15 protein-coding genes are annotated in these 18,793 nt (G+C 37.4%); 9 read left to right on the forward strand and 6 right to left on the reverse strand.

Annotated elements, in window-relative coordinates:
* Nucleotides 1-483: 483 nt before the first annotated feature.
* Entirely contained in the window at nt 484-1,605 is a 1,122-nt protein-coding gene (locus tag D104_RS34325; protein ID WP_024025205.1) for a hypothetical protein, read from the forward strand.
* A 105-nt stretch (nt 1,606-1,710) separates the two neighbouring features.
* On the opposite strand, the gene D104_RS37510 is transcribed toward D104_RS34325, so the two are convergent.
* Together D104_RS37510 and D104_RS37070 are read right to left on the reverse strand one after the other, a co-directional pair.
* A complete protein-coding gene (locus tag D104_RS37510) occupies nt 1,711-1,848 on the reverse strand; it encodes a hypothetical protein (RefSeq protein WP_024025206.1) in 138 nt (45 codons plus the stop codon).
* Nucleotides 1,849-1,992: 144 nt separating this feature from the next.
* The gene (locus D104_RS37070) at nt 1,993-2,376 is read right to left on the reverse strand and encodes an MbcA/ParS/Xre antitoxin family protein (protein ID WP_024025207.1); all 384 of its coding nucleotides are present in this window, start codon (nt 2,374-2,376) and stop codon (nt 1,993-1,995) included.
* A 1,106-nt stretch (nt 2,377-3,482) separates the two neighbouring features.
* On the opposite strand from D104_RS37070, the gene D104_RS34330 reads away from it, so the two are divergent.
* From D104_RS34330 to D104_RS34340, 3 genes are read left to right on the forward strand one after another with little or no spacing between them, the layout of a single operon-like run.
* On the forward strand, nt 3,483-4,406 hold the full coding sequence (locus tag D104_RS34330; protein ID WP_024025208.1) for a hypothetical protein: 924 nt from the start codon (nt 3,483-3,485) through the stop codon (nt 4,404-4,406).
* Nucleotides 4,399-6,510 (forward strand): hypothetical protein, encoded by a 2,112-nt coding sequence (locus tag D104_RS34335; protein ID WP_024025209.1) that lies wholly within the window; start codon nt 4,399-4,401, stop codon nt 6,508-6,510. Before D104_RS34330 ends, D104_RS34335 begins: the two co-directional genes overlap by 8 nt.
* The gene (locus D104_RS34340; protein WP_024025210.1) at nt 6,497-9,058 is read left to right on the forward strand and encodes a site-specific integrase; all 2,562 of its coding nucleotides are present in this window, start codon (nt 6,497-6,499) and stop codon (nt 9,056-9,058) included. The genes D104_RS34335 and D104_RS34340 overlap by 14 nt, the downstream gene beginning before the upstream one ends.
* A gap of 109 nt (nt 9,059-9,167) precedes the next feature.
* On the opposite strand, the gene D104_RS34345 is transcribed toward D104_RS34340, so the two are convergent.
* The 4 genes from D104_RS34345 to D104_RS34360 are packed head-to-tail and all read right to left on the reverse strand — an operon-like array spanning nt 9,168 to nt 11,560.
* Entirely contained in the window at nt 9,168-9,566 is a 399-nt protein-coding gene (locus tag D104_RS34345) for a hypothetical protein (protein WP_024025211.1), read from the reverse strand.
* A gap of 44 nt (nt 9,567-9,610) precedes the next feature.
* Nucleotides 9,611-10,135: a hypothetical protein gene (locus tag D104_RS34350; protein WP_024025212.1), complete on the reverse strand. Its 525-nt coding sequence runs from the start codon at nt 10,133-10,135 to the stop codon at nt 9,611-9,613.
* Nucleotides 10,132-11,328: a site-specific integrase gene (locus tag D104_RS34355; protein ID WP_024025213.1), complete on the reverse strand. Its 1,197-nt coding sequence runs from the start codon at nt 11,326-11,328 to the stop codon at nt 10,132-10,134. Before D104_RS34355 ends, D104_RS34350 begins: the two co-directional genes overlap by 4 nt.
* Entirely contained in the window at nt 11,321-11,560 is a 240-nt protein-coding gene (locus D104_RS34360; RefSeq protein ID WP_024025214.1) for a hypothetical protein, read from the reverse strand. Before D104_RS34360 ends, D104_RS34355 begins: the two co-directional genes overlap by 8 nt.
* A 141-nt stretch (nt 11,561-11,701) precedes the next feature.
* Between D104_RS34360 and D104_RS34365 the strand changes: the two genes are divergently transcribed.
* From D104_RS34365 to D104_RS37075, 5 genes are all read left to right on the forward strand, one after another.
* Complete coding sequence (locus tag D104_RS34365; protein WP_024025215.1) at nt 11,702-11,932, forward strand: helix-turn-helix domain-containing protein; 231 nt, start codon at nt 11,702-11,704, stop codon at nt 11,930-11,932.
* A 31-nt stretch (nt 11,933-11,963) separates the two neighbouring features.
* Nucleotides 11,964-14,735 (forward strand): class I SAM-dependent DNA methyltransferase, encoded by a 2,772-nt coding sequence (locus tag D104_RS34370; RefSeq protein ID WP_024025216.1) that lies wholly within the window; start codon nt 11,964-11,966, stop codon nt 14,733-14,735.
* Nucleotides 14,736-14,737: 2 nt separating this feature from the next.
* A complete protein-coding gene (locus D104_RS34375; protein ID WP_024025217.1) occupies nt 14,738-16,786 on the forward strand; it encodes a DEAD/DEAH box helicase in 2,049 nt (682 codons plus the stop codon).
* Complete coding sequence (locus tag D104_RS34380) at nt 16,779-17,984, forward strand: GIY-YIG nuclease family protein (protein WP_024025218.1); 1,206 nt, start codon at nt 16,779-16,781, stop codon at nt 17,982-17,984. The genes D104_RS34375 and D104_RS34380 overlap by 8 nt, the downstream gene beginning before the upstream one ends.
* A gap of 82 nt (nt 17,985-18,066) precedes the next feature.
* Nucleotides 18,067-18,792: a DUF6710 family protein gene (locus tag D104_RS37075; protein ID WP_024025219.1), complete on the forward strand. Its 726-nt coding sequence runs from the start codon at nt 18,067-18,069 to the stop codon at nt 18,790-18,792.
* Nucleotide 18,793: the final 1 nt, after the last annotated feature.

The following is an 18,793-nucleotide window of genomic DNA, read 5'->3' on the forward strand; positions in this document are numbered from 1 at the left end:
TTTTATAATCCAAAGCGACACCATGGATCAAATAATGGATTATCGCCACTGCAATATGAGAAGCGATATTTTACGGAGCTAGAAACTGTCTAGGAAACTGGGTCCATACCAGAGGTGGGGCTCATTTTGCTTGAATAATGGTTTTTATATATTCTACTCGCATGGACTGTTTATTTTTTGAGGTTTGGACTTCCCTGCATTCGCTAGACAGTGGTTATTTCTTTGTTGGAATATCTCGGGCTAAGAGGAGACTTATTCTTACCCATGCTGATCAAAGAGACAGGCCAGCAGGTCGCAAAAAAATGTGGAATGTAGCTCGTACACCACAAGAAGAATATTTTAATTACGCTGCACCATTTTTAGATCCTGAAGTATGATATGACCTCATAAACGTCTATTGTTTTATCAGATTTTAATATCATGAATTATGTAGTAAGGCTCTGATAGTCCACCCTTTTCAAATACCATCTTGTGATTAAGCTAATGAGTAGTGAAAAAGTAGTCATCAAACCAATCATAAAGAAAAACCCTTTTATAAAGACTCCTGATGAAGTCGCAGAATTATTTGGCTTACCTACCTCCATTCGAAGTCAGATAAAAATTCTTGCTGCCTTGTTTGGGCAAGAAGTGAAAGTTAGTGATCGTAGCCTTGATAACTTGTCGGGAAAGGGAGTGTCTGAACAAAAAGCAGATGAGGCACTCGCTCCTATGCTTACACTGTTAGATCAGCTCAACCTCAATCTTGATAACTTCATTCCGATAGGGACTAGCACAGACGATCTTAAGGCCTTATGGCGTGCAGCTATTAAAAGCTTTACCGCGGGGTTTGAGTCAGCTGGTCAGGACACGAGTTTTCTACAGCCTCTCATTGCTTTTATCGAAAGGCGATGTACTGAGTATGAAGCTCAGCGTGAATGGGGCTCTAACCATCGAGGTGTAGATGAGCAAAAGCTTCTTACTCTAATTGCCGAATTTTATCGTCCAGTTATCGATAAAACTGCTTTGAATTCAGAACAACAAAATATAGTTATCCAATTATTGGAGAGGCTTTCTTTAGAACAGAATATTCAAGCGAACCAAGACGAAATAGAAGCTATGGGACTTTTTACGCAAGACTTCAATTTGTCTTTATTCGCTGCCGTTGATCTAGTTGCTCTTAATTGGAAGCACCGTCATCAAGAAGGTATAAAACAACACAATAGTTTTCTGTTTAAAATTCTAGCATCAGATGGTAAATGCTACTTTGGTAAACTCATGTCGTTTATCAAAGAAGACACTGGCGTTTCATTTCGAACATTAGCTCAGTATGTACCCATTCAGCAAGAAAGTACGGAAACAGGTCGGACTGTGTTAGAAGTACAAGTTGAACGCCTAAAAGAATGGCGTAAAGGAAAAACTAAACCTAGCTTTGCAACGCTGGAAAAATTTTGCTCAAACTTTGCTTTTGAAGACCAACTTCTTTTATTTATTTATTGCTTAATTTGCCAAGCAATAGACCGTCTGCTCGTCAAATATAAAACTGATGAGCAGAGGATGCTTAAAGAAATTTACTCAGCAGATAATTACCTGACCTACTATTTGAGAGAAAAAGAGACGGCCGCTTAAGCGGCCGTATATCAGTCTATTTCTTAGGTGGGTTATTTCCTCGCCCTTTGCCTGAAGGGTTGCCACTACCATTTTTAGTCGGCCAGTTTGAGTTGTTTGCAGCCATTATTGATCCTCCCAATCTTCAGGTCTTTCTTCTTCTCCACGAGACTGCCAATATGAATCATTGTTTGGGTTTAATTGGTCAGCGCGATTATCAATATCATCTTGCGTTTGCTCGTAGTCACTTTCGAATTGAGACATAGTATTTTTCCTTTGCTTACTGAGCAGCACCATTGCTGCTGTAAGGAAATACTACTATTGAGGCTCTTTGTGAAATAAGGGGGGTTAAGAGCGCACGTTAAAAAATATTGGTTAGGTAAGAACCAAGATCGCTAAACCGCCTATTTAAACAATAACCCCGTGGCTAATCTGCCCTAAAAGATCTCTTACTCTATTTATTCCTTCTTTAGTAACCATAATCGACTCTGGTAACTTACCACCTAATGCCAGTGCAGGTGTTTTAATCCATGATTTCCATTTGTCTTCGTCACCAAACAGCTCTATACCCAATTGATGAACCCTTTCATTCAGCGCTCTCATTTCAGATGCTTCAATTGCTTCTAAAATAGCGGCATAAGTGTCAGCGGGAACACAGTAAAATACGGGGTTACCATCCTTCATTACAGCAACTGGGCTGCCTTTTGATTCATTCATAACAAGATCAAAGTTGCTCTCAATATCATGAATATCAATGCATTTTTCAGCATGATTTTTTCGTTTAGTGCTCATGTTCCCCCCCCAACATATCTGTTAAGTACAATTATGACTAACATGAAAAGCTTAATTAAAGATAAGTAATTTTTATATGATTACCTTACTCCGAAAATAATTTTTTATTTTGAGGAAATCATCAATTGAATTATTCTCAAGCATAAAATCTCTAGCTGATTTATCATTGAATGTAGGATGATTTACTAGCCTTTTAAAAAAATTATAACTATATCCATTTGGTGCACTTAGTTGAATCATCTTGTATATACTTACTAGCAGCACCAATATATCAATAGTCTCTTGGCCTACTTGAAGACTTTCATCAATTCGTGTTGTCTCTTTCCATTCTATAAGGACATTAAAACCAGATAAACACTAGATATAGTATCTGGTTACTCTAAATGGATAACCCTTACATAAATACAGTGTATGTTCAAACAACACAAATAACCAAGTGATTTATTGTAAGAGGAAAGACTTCCAGTTTTACGAGCAAAAATTAAAACATCCTTTTTAGAAATCAAGGTGGACTCACCCAGAGTTGGGTGCCGTCCATAAGAGCGGCTGATTGTCTTTGGTATCAGCACGTCAAAGAGCTGAAATTTAGTTTTGCTAAACTGAGCTCTCTTTGTGGAAATACAACAATAGCCTTATATCAAACTTAGTTTTAGCAAAGATCAGTATTTTAATTCTGCAGAAGAAATAACATTTTAATCATTGCCGTGACATGTGTCACACCTTCATACATAGAAGCTTTATCATTCCCAGAACATGTGCCAGACCTGAAAAAGCAGAAGATTTTCAAGAATTTAACAGGCTTTGAAATGCGTGTTGAACATAGTGATTTTATGAAAAATTGCTCTCCTTGCTTAGTTTAAGGATTTTGATCACTTTTATTTGAAAGTATTCCTTTGCTAAATACAATGAACCTTTAACTAGCACTCAACTCAATACAATAGCATTTAACTTGGTACTGTATTAATTAACTTAGTACTGTACCAATTCAATATCGATATGATATCAATTTAATAAAAAACCTATTATTGTAAAGAAATCGTAAAACATGTTGACCAACCAGCCATAGTGAATAAATACTATTTGAAAACAGTTTGAGCTTATTATCTATGATTTTTGTTAATCCAATATTCACTACACTATTAAATGAAACAGAATTCGATATCGAACATATTTATATAGGGAGTTTCTACAAAAACTTGTCTCATATAAAAACTAGTGAAAAAGAGGTTGTACTTGAACGGACACCATTTCTATTCAACGATAGATCAAATTACATTTTGCTTAACGACAATGATGAAACCTTAATCAACTCGATAAAATCATTAAAATACAATTATAAAGTTTTATCTGTAAAAGTGACTAAGACAAATTTATCTAAAGAAGAGTTAAAAGATACTTTCAGATTAATTAATTTGAAAAATAAATCTCGCAGAGATCTAGTGAACAACATTAAAAACTTAATAATCCACGAAAATCATGCATTAAACTATCTTTGCGAATCAAAACAAAAACAACTGGGATACATAAACAAAAACTTCCTAAACCAAAAATTCTCATCTCAAACACTATCAAGAATCAACAAAGATATAGATTTAGATTTATGCAAGAAAATAATCGCAGAAAGAGACCTATTTGAAATAGAGGAAAGTAATTTAAAAGTAACTTTACAAAAAGTAAAAGAAAACAATCGAAAACTTTTTCTCTATGAAATAATATTAAATTCAATAGACTTGAAAATCAGTAGCATTTACGATATCAATTTGATATGTGACTATATAATAAAAAACAATTTCACGAAGTCATTTCACCACTCACTAATGAAAGACTTATTTTCCAAATTATCAGAAAAATTAAAATCACCTCCTCCAACAAAACCACTATTCCAGACAATTTCAAAAACAGAAGATAAGAAAAATAAAGAAATAGATAATTATAATTTTTTTATTGACACATGGAGCAAGACAAACGATAAAGAAAAACCCGAAATCGTTGATTATTTTTTAGAAAAAATGAGAGCTTTTAATGAGTAGTAGTAATTTTACTCAAGCACTAAAACTAACCATAAACTATTGGGATGAAATTGGAATATGGAGTAAAAATAAGCCTATATTAAAGAAGTTCTTAACATTTTGCTCTCCTCCACCATGCATATTTATGCAAAAAGGATTAATAAATAAACTTATAAAATTTCACCATACAAATCTAATTTTATCTTTAGATGATCTAAACCATTTACTTTCTATTATCGAAAATACTTCTTACGTAAAAACAACTACAGTAGACTATGACGAGGGTGTTGACTACCCCATTTCTTTTGGCATCAGCAAGATAATAAATACAAAACGCCATCTTGGACATGAATTTTTAACTCGCTTCATTTCAAGGTTTATAGAAAATACCTATTTAATCCTAAAACAAATTAGCTATGAAGAAAGTGATAGAAAAATCTACAATGCGATTTTAGCAACGCGAGAGCTTGCTTTCACAAACATAGTCAATGCAATGAAGTCTGAAAATAAATTACCGGACAATACAAAAACAACTTTCCTTAAAGATATTCAACGATATCGTGAATATATTGATAATACATCTCACTCTATAGAAGCTAGTTTTTGGAGGGTATTTGACTACCTACCTGCAAAAGAAAATGGTTCAACCCCCCAAAAAAATAATGAAGAAAAAATTAAAAAAAACAAGGGGGATAATGAAAAAAACACTTCATCTCCTAAGAAAAAAAGAAATAAAAAAATATCACTTTCAGAAAACTACGTTCCCCGAGTAATAACAACTAAGAAAAAATCGTGGAACACGGCTAAGAAAGAAATCGAATCACATTTTGATTACTCTTCGCTATCTCTTCAATCCGTATTGAGTTTCATAATATTCGTAGATCAGAAAAAACCAGAGTTAAGCAATCTGCTAATTTTGTGTTTTTTGACAGGCTTAACGCTTAAGAAGGCTATCTCAGCTATACGTACTAGTACTCATACAGAGACATTAAACGTATTTATCTCTAATACTCCAACTGATTCAGACTTATGTTCAGAAATCGAACTGAAAATATCCCCTCAAAGCTTGTTACACCTCGATGAAAAGCAACTAACAATAGATAAACTAGTCGACAAAATTGCAGATAAATTCGCTTACCTTACCAGACAATTTTCAGAATTTAACGGAGGAAACACCCTGCATTTTGACCGTATTGCGTCAAATTCTAACCGCCTACTAACATCCAATAACGATGATATAAGAGTTCACTATTTAAGAGGGAAAATTGGCTTTTCTATGAGCGCCCCATTTTCCTATATTTCTATGACAAATGAAGAAGTAGGCACGCTTTACAAAGAGCGCTTTGATCACTTATCAAAGCTCCTTGAAGACACTTGTCAAAAATCGTTAAAAGAACTTAAATGGGACTCAACGCTAAATCTGCAATCGTTAGGTAGCCAACGTTTACCCACTGCCCCTGTGGCAAATTTCTTTAAAAGCATACGTAACAAATGCTACATGACCCATGAAAAATTTGTTCTATTAAAAAATGATCAACTCCGTATAGACCTTATTAACCTACAAGAAATATATGTTTATTTTTTAGAACAGATCTTATTTTCAAATAGACCTGACGGCGAAAAATCGATATCAATTCTATCTGATGTTCTTATTCGAAAGGACAAAAATTCGATTAACTATGTTGAATATAAAACACTTCCTATTCCTGAGCTTTACGTTAAACAAAAGCAGGTTCTTAACCAATCACGTATCGCTTTACATAGTCATTTTGATTGTCAATATGGATCAAATGAAGCAACGTCATGCATGCTGCATTTTCTAAAAAATGGGGGCTATCATCCGATCTACTCTGTACTGAATAGACAAATTTTAGAAGTATTGAATTCATTCGACATAGAGGTTTTATCAAGTTCTAAGAATACATTAAGACACCTTTCTGGAAATACCTTAAAACATGATCCAATCACGTCAAGGGCTCTGCTTGGCCATAACGAAGATGGTTTTTACTATTCATCACCCGCTTCATCATCAAACATCGCAAGTAATCATCAAGATATATTAGAGTATCAAAATAGTCTGATTAAAGAGTTTGACCTAAAGGTACTACATTATGATTTCAATTGATTTATTGAATCGATGGCCAAAATTAGAAAAAGTTCGATTTAGCGATATAGAAAGCGCCACTTTAGCGGAGATAGTCTTGGAGGCTGTTGGTAACAAACAAAGCATTACCAATTCGACTCTAATGTTAATCAGGAAAAGTCTAGCCAAACATCATGATCTAACTGATGAAAGACAGCTTACCCGAACTCATTTAAAAGCAATAAACGATATCATCTCAAAATTAGAAGCCATAATTTCCTCCGTTGTTTTTTTTGATTTGATTGGCAAGACCGTCAGACCCACCGTTATTTCTCCCGACCCTGATCAATCTACCTTTCGAAAAATCATAAAAGAAATCGTCTCAAACACTCCAGAGATTCTGAAATCAAGTGATCATATTGAAAGTGAAGCCCTTTATATTCTGTTATTAATAGATATTGCTATAACCACAGGGCTTCCACTTCAAAGAGCTGAATTGTTTATTAAAGCACTTCTCAGAAGTCCGTTTGAAAAAACAATATTAATTTCATCAGGTGAATTAGGAAGGCCTGATAAATGTTTGTCTATCATTCCCTCTAATACAGCTCGTTTCCTATGTGTTTGTTTACGAAATAGAAACTACACTCCTCTAAAAAGCCAAAAGTACGAGAGTCATATAATCTCTATCATTAATGCAAATACGGATACTGCAATAGTTATTCCCAAAATTAAGATGAAGCATTTCTATTCTGCTGCCACTAATTTTTTTACTATTAATGGAACAGAAGCAATTTTGTACAGCAGGTTATCTGGAAGAACGTTACCTGTATCTCCGCCTTGGGCTGATGAGCATAGCTCTATTGTCGGAGATCCATCTACACATATTAGCCGCAGAAATCGTTCTAAAAAGACACTAGTCCCAAGTGAGAAAAAAACAACAACAGTTCAAAGAGAAAACTATTCGAGTGTTTATTCGGAAGAAACTTTAGATGATGATGAAATGCATAGACGATTTCTTGCTTGGCAAGAGATCGCATACTTCTACCTAGGATATTTAAGGTATTGGATTAAGAATCAAACTCTAAATGGCAAAAGCCATCAGATTGAAATAGCAGAACCACTGTCAAAATTAACCAGCTCCCAAGCAGACAGCTTATCTAAGAGAATAGCAAAAAAAACTAAGTGTAATCGCCTCTATATTGAAAGTTTGATTTACAGTATTCATGACAAAGCTCAGGCATCTCTCCATGCTGTTAGACCTAAAGAACTTCCTTTGGCTAGAGGTGCGTACCATCTTGGAGGTCAAGATAGAGCTTTTTGTGCTTTAACCTTCATGTTTCCCTTTGTGTATTATGAATTAGTTGTAAGAAAGAACAAACTAAGCACAGTTTTATCAAAACTAACCAATCTATTCTCAAAAAGCCTTTTTGACTATGAACCAGCAATAAATGTAGAGGACTGGGATGAGGAAGATTCAAACTTATTTATACATGAAATCTTAATCAACCCAGACTTAGCAGAAAACACCAACCACTCTAGGCTTTCTCAATTCTCAACACTGTTAAATTTTAACCGCTCAAAGCTAGATTTATGGACGGAGGTTTACTTTCCCGTATCTCAAAGCGGTGAACTCACTACTACGAATCGACATCAAGTCCTTGGTCAGCAAGAATTCAATCTTTTTATAGACGCATTTAAACGTCATCACAGTGTTCAGTCTGATGTCACTGTGTCGACTATAATTTTTAAAGTCCTCTTTTATGCGGGTCTTCGCCCTGGGGAGTTAGCGCGGCTAACGCTGGGCGACATCTCAGCACACAGCGAAGAAGAAATACTCATCAGAGTACGCCGGTTTAAAACACCGGCATCAAGACGTACCATTCCATTGCATCTATTAGCGCCACCAGAGGTTTGTTTAGAGATCTTTGAATATATTTCTCAGCGTCTAAACCTATTTAGCAAGTTAAAGATGACCAGGGCATTTGGCAAAGACAGAAAACCAAGTGAAGCAAGGAAAAGGTTATTGGCAATTGCTGAAGTTAACGATGAGCAGGCACAGTTTTTAAGGACATTTCCACTTTTTAGCAATGCTGAAAAGGTCACAAGAATTGCTCGTGAAGAGATGAAGCTGATCTTGAGAGAAGGAGCGGACTTGTACCTACTTAGGCACAGCTATGCCACACATATGTTCTTACGTTGGTATGCTATGCGGTACCCTGATGTCATTAATGAGTTAAGAGATCGAAATGAATGGTTCTACTCAAATGAAGCCTTGGCGTTGCAGCGTCATATTTATCGTCATGGAAGCGTGGTCAACCATTCAAAAGAGACGGACATGGTCCACCTTATGAAATCAATGGGGCATCGATTTGTCGACACTTTTTTTGCTGTCTATTGCCATTCATATTTTGTTGTCTATAACCATGCCCAGAAGAAATATATGGCACAACGTGGATGGGAAAATTTGCCGGTGAGTACTGGTTTCATTCAAGCCAATATTCCTAAAATGAAGTCCAGAACAACGATTTCTCAAATAAAAGAAAAAAGTCTAGTTGGGGTATTGGAGTTCTTTCAATCTAAAGAAATCTGATGGTATTTAGATGGATAGACTACTCAAGTTTGATCTTACGACGTTTACAGAAGCCTTGAATATTCATGCAAAAGGGCTTGTTTAAAAATAAAACAAGCCCTTTGTAAGATTAAAAGATTCTACTTCTAAAAAAGAGCATAATCCTATTCAAATTATCCATGGAGTTGTCTAATAGTAAGCTTTCCTTAGCGGATTTCCCTTCAAACGTCGGATGATTTATAGGTCTTTTAAAAAAATCATAAATTGCACCAGAAGGGGCGCTCATAGCAATACTTTCATGGATCTTCAATAGCAGAATCAACCTATCAATCACATCTTGATTTAGTTCAAACTGCTTTTTGTCCTTTGCCATTTTCTTCCATTCATGCCATGAAGATAAAGGAGCTCCACCCAAAAGTTGACACACTTCTTCATCAGATAATGCCCATTTTTCATCTGATGCTTGATCAGCCAACCAGCTAATACAAAACGTGATCGCTTTTAAATACGGTGCGGTTTCATTAGTCATATTTCCAACCTCATTACACATTCATTTTTAATAAATAGTCCTGTTTAAATTATCTCAATAAGATAATGCGACTCATTTTTAATGCCTTTTACGCATTGTATTGAGCCGCTTTTGACCTTCAAATGGCTTGAACTTAATAAAACAGACAGCTCACCGCTCGCATCACAAATTTTAATGGGAGTTGTTTCACCATGGATATCATTAGCTACCCCCTCAAGGCGATAGCTTCCAATAAAAGCATTGTAAGATGGGATACTCTTAACAGATGGATATAGACCAATCACATTATTAAGATGCGGCGGTTTGAAAAAAACCTGATTACCGTGTATCTCTAAATTCAGTCTCCCGAGAAGAAAGCTGAGCCCTACCATCTCCTCATGTTCATTTAAGCTGTTTATTTGTTCAGAGACCCAAGAACTAAAAGCCAATTCATCAACAACGCCCAAACCTGTACCAAACTTTTCAACGACTTGTTTGAGTTCATCGTCATTCAATGAGTGCAACAGGTCGAACATAACATCCTGGACTGAACGGTGGATCAGAGGTAATTCACTAACAATACTGCTCATAGCGTCTCTCCACTTACTTCAAAACCACTGGACATCAAAAGTGTTTCAAACGCAGAACCATCACGACGCGTCAGGTTAGGGACATAGCGCGAATACACGGTAAATAACATTTGGGTGGTTGTATGACCCATTTGTCTTGCGATCCACTCAGGGTTCTCCCCTGCTGCTAACCATAATGTCGCGGCGGTATGTCTTGTCTGGTATGGCTTTCTACTTTTGATGCCAATTTTTTCAAGCGTTGGATACCAAATGCGCTGAGTAACATTTCGGTGTTCATAGCTACCACCTGCACGATTACAAAATACAAACTTAGAATGCCCAAACGAGACTTTCTTTTGTTCTAATAGTGCCTCATACACAGGTGGAGACATTTCAACTTCACGACGTGATTCAAGTGTCTTAGTCGTATCAATACGTCCCTGCACGACGGTTTCTCTCACCAAAATTTGTCGATTTTCAAAATCAACGTACTGCCATTGCAGCCCATCTATTTCCCCAGTACGCAACCCCGTAAAAAAGCGCACAATGTAGTAATTACGAAAATCTGGACGTACATAGCGAATAATCTTCTTCACTTCATCCAGCGTAAAAGGCTCAATATCCACTCTAGGCACTTTTAGGGGTTTTAATCCAATAGCAGGCGACGTAAACTCATATCGGTCGGCGGCATCATCTAAAATCATTCTTAGTGGCGTCATAATGTGGTTAATCCTATCGTTAGAAAGCTCACTGTCCCCTGTTTCGTGACTCACTTTGGCGAGGGATGCACGAAATTTCAGGATCATGGCTTTGGTTATGTTGCCGACTCTTTCTTCCCCAAAATATGGGACGAGACGGGTATCTAAAGTTCCTTTGATAGAAGTCCGGTAAGACCTCTTCCATCGTAAAATATTCTCTTCAAGCCACTCTTGTGAGAACTCAGAAAACAACGGCGTATCCGGTCGTTTTTGAACCTCGGTGACAACGTGCTGAACCACCTCCTTTTTTACTTTCGGTATTTTTTTACTACCTGGAAAGAACTTCTCATAATCGAACTCTCCAGTTTTTAGTGCTAAATCAATCTTCTTAAGCGCTGCTTCCATACGCTTAATATTGGCGGGCGTGTTTTCTAACTTGGTGTATTCCTTACAACGCTTACCTTGATATCGAAAATCAAAATAGAGTTTATCGTTTCTTATTCCTACGCTAGCCACGGTAAACACCTCCTGAGGCCATTGGGATCAAATCATCCACTTCATTACTTTTAGCCGTTGTAAACATCTCTGCTTCAATAGGCTCCCAAACGTAAAGCACTTTGCGGCCATTAAAAGGTCGGATGTAATGCGTTCCCTCAATAAAACTATTGTCTCTAAGAACGTCATTGATATATTTAGGGTGATACTTGATACGAACAGATAACTCTTTAGCCGTTAAATAAGTACTCATAAAAGTGACCTCCACTCACATTTGAAGAACATAAATAACACTATACATCATCTTTTGTGACTGGCAAGCACATTTATAGATTATTTTTCACTTTCTTGAATAACTCGGGCATAATCTATACATCTGAAGAGCGAGATAGAAATGATTAGATTCAAACTAAAAGAGCTCATAGCTCTAAAAGAAAGAGAAGAAGGGAGACGCATCGGTTTGCAAGAAATTGCAGATGCGACAGACATTCACAGAACAACCCTTTCAAAGCTTCAAAATCCTAATGGTTACAACACCAATACGGAGAATTTGGACAAACTTTGTACCTATTTTGGGTGTGAATTGAGTGATCTAGCAGAGCATGTTACTCATGCTACAAAGTAATGAATATTTAAACGATTAGGTAGAACACCAAGTGAATCCAGTTGAAATAGAAGCAGCAATCAGTGAATTAGCCGAGCAGCCATTTGATGCCGCGAACTTCCCTTATGAATTTTTAGCCGCTTTTGGCAATAAAGAAACCACGATTAAACGCTTACAAAGCGGTAATACAAACGCCTCTGATATAGAAAATGCCGTCTTGCAGCGTAGTCATATTCACATTCAAGTTTGCGCTAAAAACACGGTAACCGCATCACTGGAAAAGTTAAAAAACAGTAAAGCGACCACAAAGGCAAAAGCAAAATTCATTTTAGCGACAGATGGTATTAACCTAGAAGCGGAAGACATTAACTCTGGCGAGACCATTGCCTGCGCTTACTCTAAGCTTTCCGATCATTTTGGTTTTTTCTTGCCTTTGGCTGGTATTTCGACTGTTAAACAAATTCGCGAAAGCGCCTTTGATATAAAAGCCACAGGTCGCTTAAATAAACTCTACATTGAACTGCTGAAAAACAACCCTGAATGGGGAACGGAAGAACGTAGTCATGATTTGAACCATTTCATGGCACGTTTAATCTTCTGCTTCTTCTCGGAAGATACTCAAATTTTCAACGGTGATGATCTATTCACCGCCACTATTTCCCAAATGAGTGCATCCGATTCATCTGACACTCATGAAGTGATTAGTGAAATTTTCCGCGCTATGAATACCAAGCTAGACCACAGAGAGAAAGAAAGCATTCGCTCTTGGGCGAATGGTTTTCCTTATGTGAATGGAGGGTTATTCTCTGGCAGTGTGGATGTACCAAAATTTAGCAAGATTGCCCGCTCTTATCTCTTGCATGTTGGTAACCTAGATTGGAAGCAAATCAACCCAGATATATTTGGCTCTATGATCCAAGCGGTTGCTGATGATGAAGAACGTGGGTCTTTGGGAATGCACTACACCAGCGTGCCAAATATTCTTAAGGTGCTTAACCCTCTCTTTTTAGATGACCTAAGAGCGCAATTGGACGAAGCTGGCGACAACCCAAGAAGGTTATTAAACCTACGTAAACGAATTTCTACTATTCGTGTGTTTGACCCCGCCTGTGGCTCGGGCAACTTCCTTGTGATTGCCTACAAGCACATGCGAGAGATTGAAGCCGAAATCAATAAACGACGTGGTGAAGCGGACAGCCCAACAAGCATTCATATCACAAATTTTCGTGGCATTGAAATCAATGACTTTCCTGCTGAAATTGCTCGTTTAGCATTAATAATCGCTGAATACCAATGTGATGTTCTATACCGGGGGCAGAAACTCGCTTTAATGACATTTCTACCGCTTGATTCAGAAAACTGGATCACTAATGGTAATGCTTTAGAAATAGATTGGTTATCTGTTTGTCCTGCGACAGGCACTAAGGTTGATATCATAGGGGATGATTTATTCGCTGTAGACCAAGATCAATCTAATATCGACTTTAAGAACGAAGGCGGTGAAACCTATATCTGTGGTAACCCTCCTTACTTAGGAAGTACTTGGCAATCAAAAGAGCAAAAAGTAGATCTCGAGCGAATATTTAATGGGAAAACAAAAAACTGGAAATCCCTTGATTATGTAGCTGGTTGGTTTATGAAAGCAGCAGAATACGGACAAAAAACTAAAACTTCCTGCGCTTTTGTAAGTACAAATTCCATATGCCAAGGCCAACAAGTTCCAATACTCTGGCCTCTGATTTTTGAAACAGGTTATGAAATTAATTTTGCTCACACATCTTTTAAGTGGGCAAATCTAGCTAGTTATAATGCAGGAGTCTCTGTAATAGTCGTAGGATTAGCAATTAAGGCTAACCAGAAAATGATTTACGAAACAAATAATGCAAACATCACAAAGGTTCGAAAAGTCAATCACATTAACTCTTACCTTTTGAATGCAAAGAGTATTTTTATAGATGCTGCAAAGCGACCTATATCATTTGATGCACATATCACTGATGGCAGCGGCGCTCTAGATGGTGGGTTCCTAATATTAAACAAGGATGCTAAAGATAGATTAATGAGTTCTAGTTTTGGTAAATATGCACTATTTATAAAACCATACCTAGGCTCTAGTGAATTCATTAGAGGAAATCAACGTTGGTGTCTTTGGATTGAAGATTCACAGGTAGAACTTGCAATTAGTAACGATGAAATTGGCCAGAGAATCAAGAACGTGCTTGAGTTCAGGATAAATGCAGGAACGCGAGCTAAAACTGCGGTTGCTCGTCCTCATAAATTTGCGTGGATTAACAAGAAGCATGGGAGACAAATTATAATACCAACAGTATTTTCTGAGCGTAGGAAATATTTAACTGCGGGTTACCTTTCGGAAGACTATGTGATTAGCAATGCTGCAAGCATTGTACAAAATGCTCCCGTTCACATTTTTGCAATAATATCCTCAACTCTGCATATGTCTTGGGTGAAGGCTATAGCAGGTAAACTAAAAACAGATTTAAGATACACTTCTGCAACATGTTACAACAACTTCCCTATTCCAGAATTAACAGTAAAGAATAAAACAGATTTGACCCGTTGCGCCGAAGATATTCTGCTCGCCCGTGAAGCTCACTTCCCTGCAACCATCGCAGATTTGTACGACCCTGAAAAAATGCCTGAGAACCTTCGCCGTGCTCATGATCGTAATGATGAAGTGCTAGAACGTATCTATATCGGTAGACAATTTAAAAACGACACTGAACGGCTTGAAAAGTTATTTGATCTGTACACTAAAATGACAAGCAAACAAGCTAAAAGTAAAACGAAGAAAAAGGACGCTTAACCATGACGGATAAAAAAGACATTCCTTCTGTAACGGTGAATTACGCCCAAAATGGCAATTCTAAGAAGTCTAATGAGTTAGGCATGCGCGTTATGCAAGAACGTGTTTATGAAAAACGCGGCGAACAATATTTATTAATAAAATCGCCACCCGCTTCAGGGAAAAGCCGTGCTTTGATGTTTGTGGCGTTAGATAAATTAAACAACCAAGGCATCAAAAAAGTCATTGTCGCTGTGCCTGAAAAATCTATTGGCGCGAGCTTTAATGATGAACTGTTGTCTGAACATGGTTTTGCTTGGGATTGGCAAGTGACTCCTAAATGGAACTTATGTAATGCGCCGGGTGAAGATGGAGGCAAGGTTAATTCTGTGCAGACATTTCTAGAAGACCAAGACCAAATTTTGGTTTGCACTCATGCAACTTTTCGCTTTGCTATTGAGCGTTTTGGCGTAGAGGCTTTTGATGATTGCTTAATCGCTATTGATGAATTCCACCATGTTAGCGCCGATCCAGAAAACAAACTTGGCAATCAGCTCGGTCAGCTCATCGCTCGTGACAAAGCGCATATTCTTGCGATGACAGGTTCTTACTTTCGAGGGGATGCTGTTGCCGTACTTTCACCAGACGATGAAGCCAATTTTGACACCGTCACTTACACCTACTACGAACAGTTAAATGGTTATGAATATCTTAAAACGCTGAACATTGGTTACTATTTTTACTCCGAATCGTATGTAAACGATTTACTCAGCGTATTAGATTTGAACGAAAAAACCATAATCCATATTCCAAATGTTAACTCTCGGGAAAGTACTCGACGTGGCAAAGTCGCTGAGGTGGAAGACATCATTAGCCAAATTGGCGAATGGCAAGGCATTGATCCTGATACGGGGTTTCAATTAGTTAAAACCTTATCAGGTAAAATCATTAAAATTGCTGACCTTGTTGATGACTCCTCAAAACGTGATCTTGTTTCAGCCGCATTGAAGCGGCCAGAAGCGAAACATGACAGAGACTTTGTGGATATTATTATTGCATTAGGTATGGCAAAAGAAGGGTTTGACTGGATTTGGTGTGAACACGCTTTAACCGTTGGTTATCGAGCAAGCTTGACAGAAATCATTCAGATTATCGGACGAACCACTCGCGACGCATTAGGTAAAACACACGCGCGTTTCACTAATTTAATTGCAGAACCTGATGCTTCTCAGGAAGCGGTGACCGATGCAGTAAACGACACATTAAAAGCCATTGCCGCCAGTTTATTAATGGAACAAGTGTTAGCGCCACGTTTTAATTTCACGGCTAAGAACCCTCAGAGTGAAGCAAAGTCTGGCTATGACTACGGTGAAGCGGGTTATGATCCAGCAGGGAATAACGTGGGGTTTAATCAAGAGACAGGCCAGTTCAGTATTGAAATTAATGGGTTGGTCGAACCAAAAAGTGACGATGCTAAGCGTATCTGTGAAGAAGACATTAACGAAGTAATTACGAGTTTTATTCAAGATAAGACCGTTCTAGAAAGAGGCGTTTTTGATGATGAAATCGTCCCAGAAGAGTTAACTCAGGCTCGAATGGGAAAGATTGTTAAAGAAAAATACCCAGAGCTTGATGAGGATGACCAAGAAGCGATTCGTCAACACGCAATAGCCGCACTCAATATAACTCAACAAGCGAAAGAAGTGCTCAATACTTACCAGGAAAATGAAAAGGTAGGCAGTACGGCGTTTATCGATGGTGTTAGGCGCTTTGCCGATGTACGCGATTTAGACATGGACTTAATTGACAGTATTAACCCATTTAAAGAAGCTTATAATATTTTAGCGAAAGCCATGAATGAAGAAAGCTTGTTAGCAGTAAAAGCGATCATCACAGGTAAACGAGTTAACTTAACACCTGAAGAAGCTAGAGATTTAGCCCTTAGAGCATTAAAATTCAAGAAAGAGCGAGGTCGTTTGCCCTCACTTACCGCCGCTGACCCTTGGGAACAAAGAATGGCCGAAGGCATTGCGTATTTGGCACGTATGAAAGCAGAGGCTAACAATGGCTAAATCAAAATTTACCGATGAAGATGACCTACTCTTAGCTGAACTTGGTGTTGAAATTGAAGTAAAAAAAGCACCTAAGAGAACCGCAAAAGAAGAACGGATTATTGCTGGTTTTGAAGAAATTCAACGTTTTTTTGAAGAGAATAGCCGCCCTCCTTTGCATGGTGAAGATAGAGATATTTTCGAAAGAATCTATGCAACAAGACTAGATAGTATTAGAGCTAACAAAGAAGCGGTTACGCTTATTCAAGATATGGATCATCAAGGACTACTTGTTGCAGATAATCAAGTAACCGAAACTCAAGCAACCTACGATACGGATGATGAATTACTTGAGGCTCTTGGCGTCAATACACCGCAAGAAGGTGATGTAAATTTTTTAAAGCACGTCAAAACGAGAGCTGAAGTAAGAGCCGCTGAAGAGATTGCTACACGAACATTTTGTGAAGACTTTGAAACCTTTGCCCCAATGTTTGAGCTGATTCAAAAAGAACTTAAATCAGGCATACGTGATTCTTTACTGATACCTAAAAATGTTCAAAAGCTGCCTGAAGTAAAACAAGGTGATTGGTTTATTTTATTTGGTCAAAAGACGTATATAGCAAACTTTAGTAAAGAGAAAAAGTTTGGTTACGATAACAATGATTATAGATTAAGAGTTATCTACGACAATAAAACAGAAAGCGATTTATTGTTGCGGTCTTTGCAAAAAGCATTAGAACGTGATGAAGGTAGCCGTAGAATTATTGATCATGGCGCTGGCCCACTTTTTTCAAATACTCAGGAAGATGGTGACTTTGAAAGCGGTATTATTTACGTGCTTCAGAGTCGTTCTGAATTCCCTTACATCAAAGATAATCATCAAGTAATTCATAAGATTGGTGTTACTAATGATAGCGTGGAACGACGTATATCAAGCGCCAAAGATGACCCTACTTTTTTAATGGCCGAAGTAGAAATTGTCGCTCAATATCAACTTTTTAATATTAATCGAACAAAGCTAGAAGCGTTACTTCATCGTTTTTTTGAGGATGCCAAATTAAGCGTTACTATCATTGACCGTTTTGGTAAGCCTATTGTCCCAAGAGAATGGTTTTTGGTTCCTTTGTCAGTCATTGACGAGGTCGTAGAGAAACTAAAAGATGGTTGTTTAAGCGATTATCGCTACGACACAAAAAGCGCTAAAGTGGTTGAAATCTAAATAAGCGTTCTAATCACAAAGAGTGTATCGCCAATATGTTCTTTGTGATGCCTTCAGTCATGTTCTCTAAAGGAAGTCATAGATGTTTCTAAGGAAAGATAAAAAACAAAATCTGTGTTTTGAAAATGTTATCCGACGTGCAGATGAACTACTAGGAAATAAAAATCTTGATGGTTTAAAGGATCTAATCAAACTTTGTTTACGCCCTATTCAATCCAATCATCTTTTGTCTGCTTACATCGAAGATGACCATAAAGCGACCAGCTCACTCTCTTGGATGGAATCTCTAGGCTTTTCCTTTACCTCGATTTCGATCCAACTAAACGATGGCACCACAATCACTAAAAGCTTTAGTGATTGGTGTTGGTCAGAATATTGTCTTATAGACAACGAGCAAGCTATTCCATCATTGTCTTTAACAACCGATATTGTACTACCTACTCCTTGGGAGCCAAACCGAATCATTAGAAATTTAGGCTCAATTGGCAAAAATAGAAAACAAGGAGAGTTCCTTCAAGATCCAAATCATATCGTTATATATCAATATCCTTTAATGATTGGTTGGGTTGGTGGCGGTAATCACTCAATAATGCAGGGCATATTAACCGGCGGATATATTAAGCCGAATGAGTTACATGATATTTCAATTCTACTTGATGCAGTTAGTTACAACGGAAAAAACTGGATTGAGAATAATAATGGGAAAGTCATTGGCCAACCTCTATACGAAGAATTCGGTTATTGCTGGGAAATAGCTAAAAAAATATCCCTACTAGAAACATCACCATATAAAACATATCTATTATAGA

This window comes from Marinomonas profundimaris (assembly GCF_000508165.1).
In the GTDB taxonomy this organism is placed as follows: Bacteria; Pseudomonadota; Gammaproteobacteria; order Pseudomonadales; family Marinomonadaceae; genus Marinomonas; species Marinomonas profundimaris.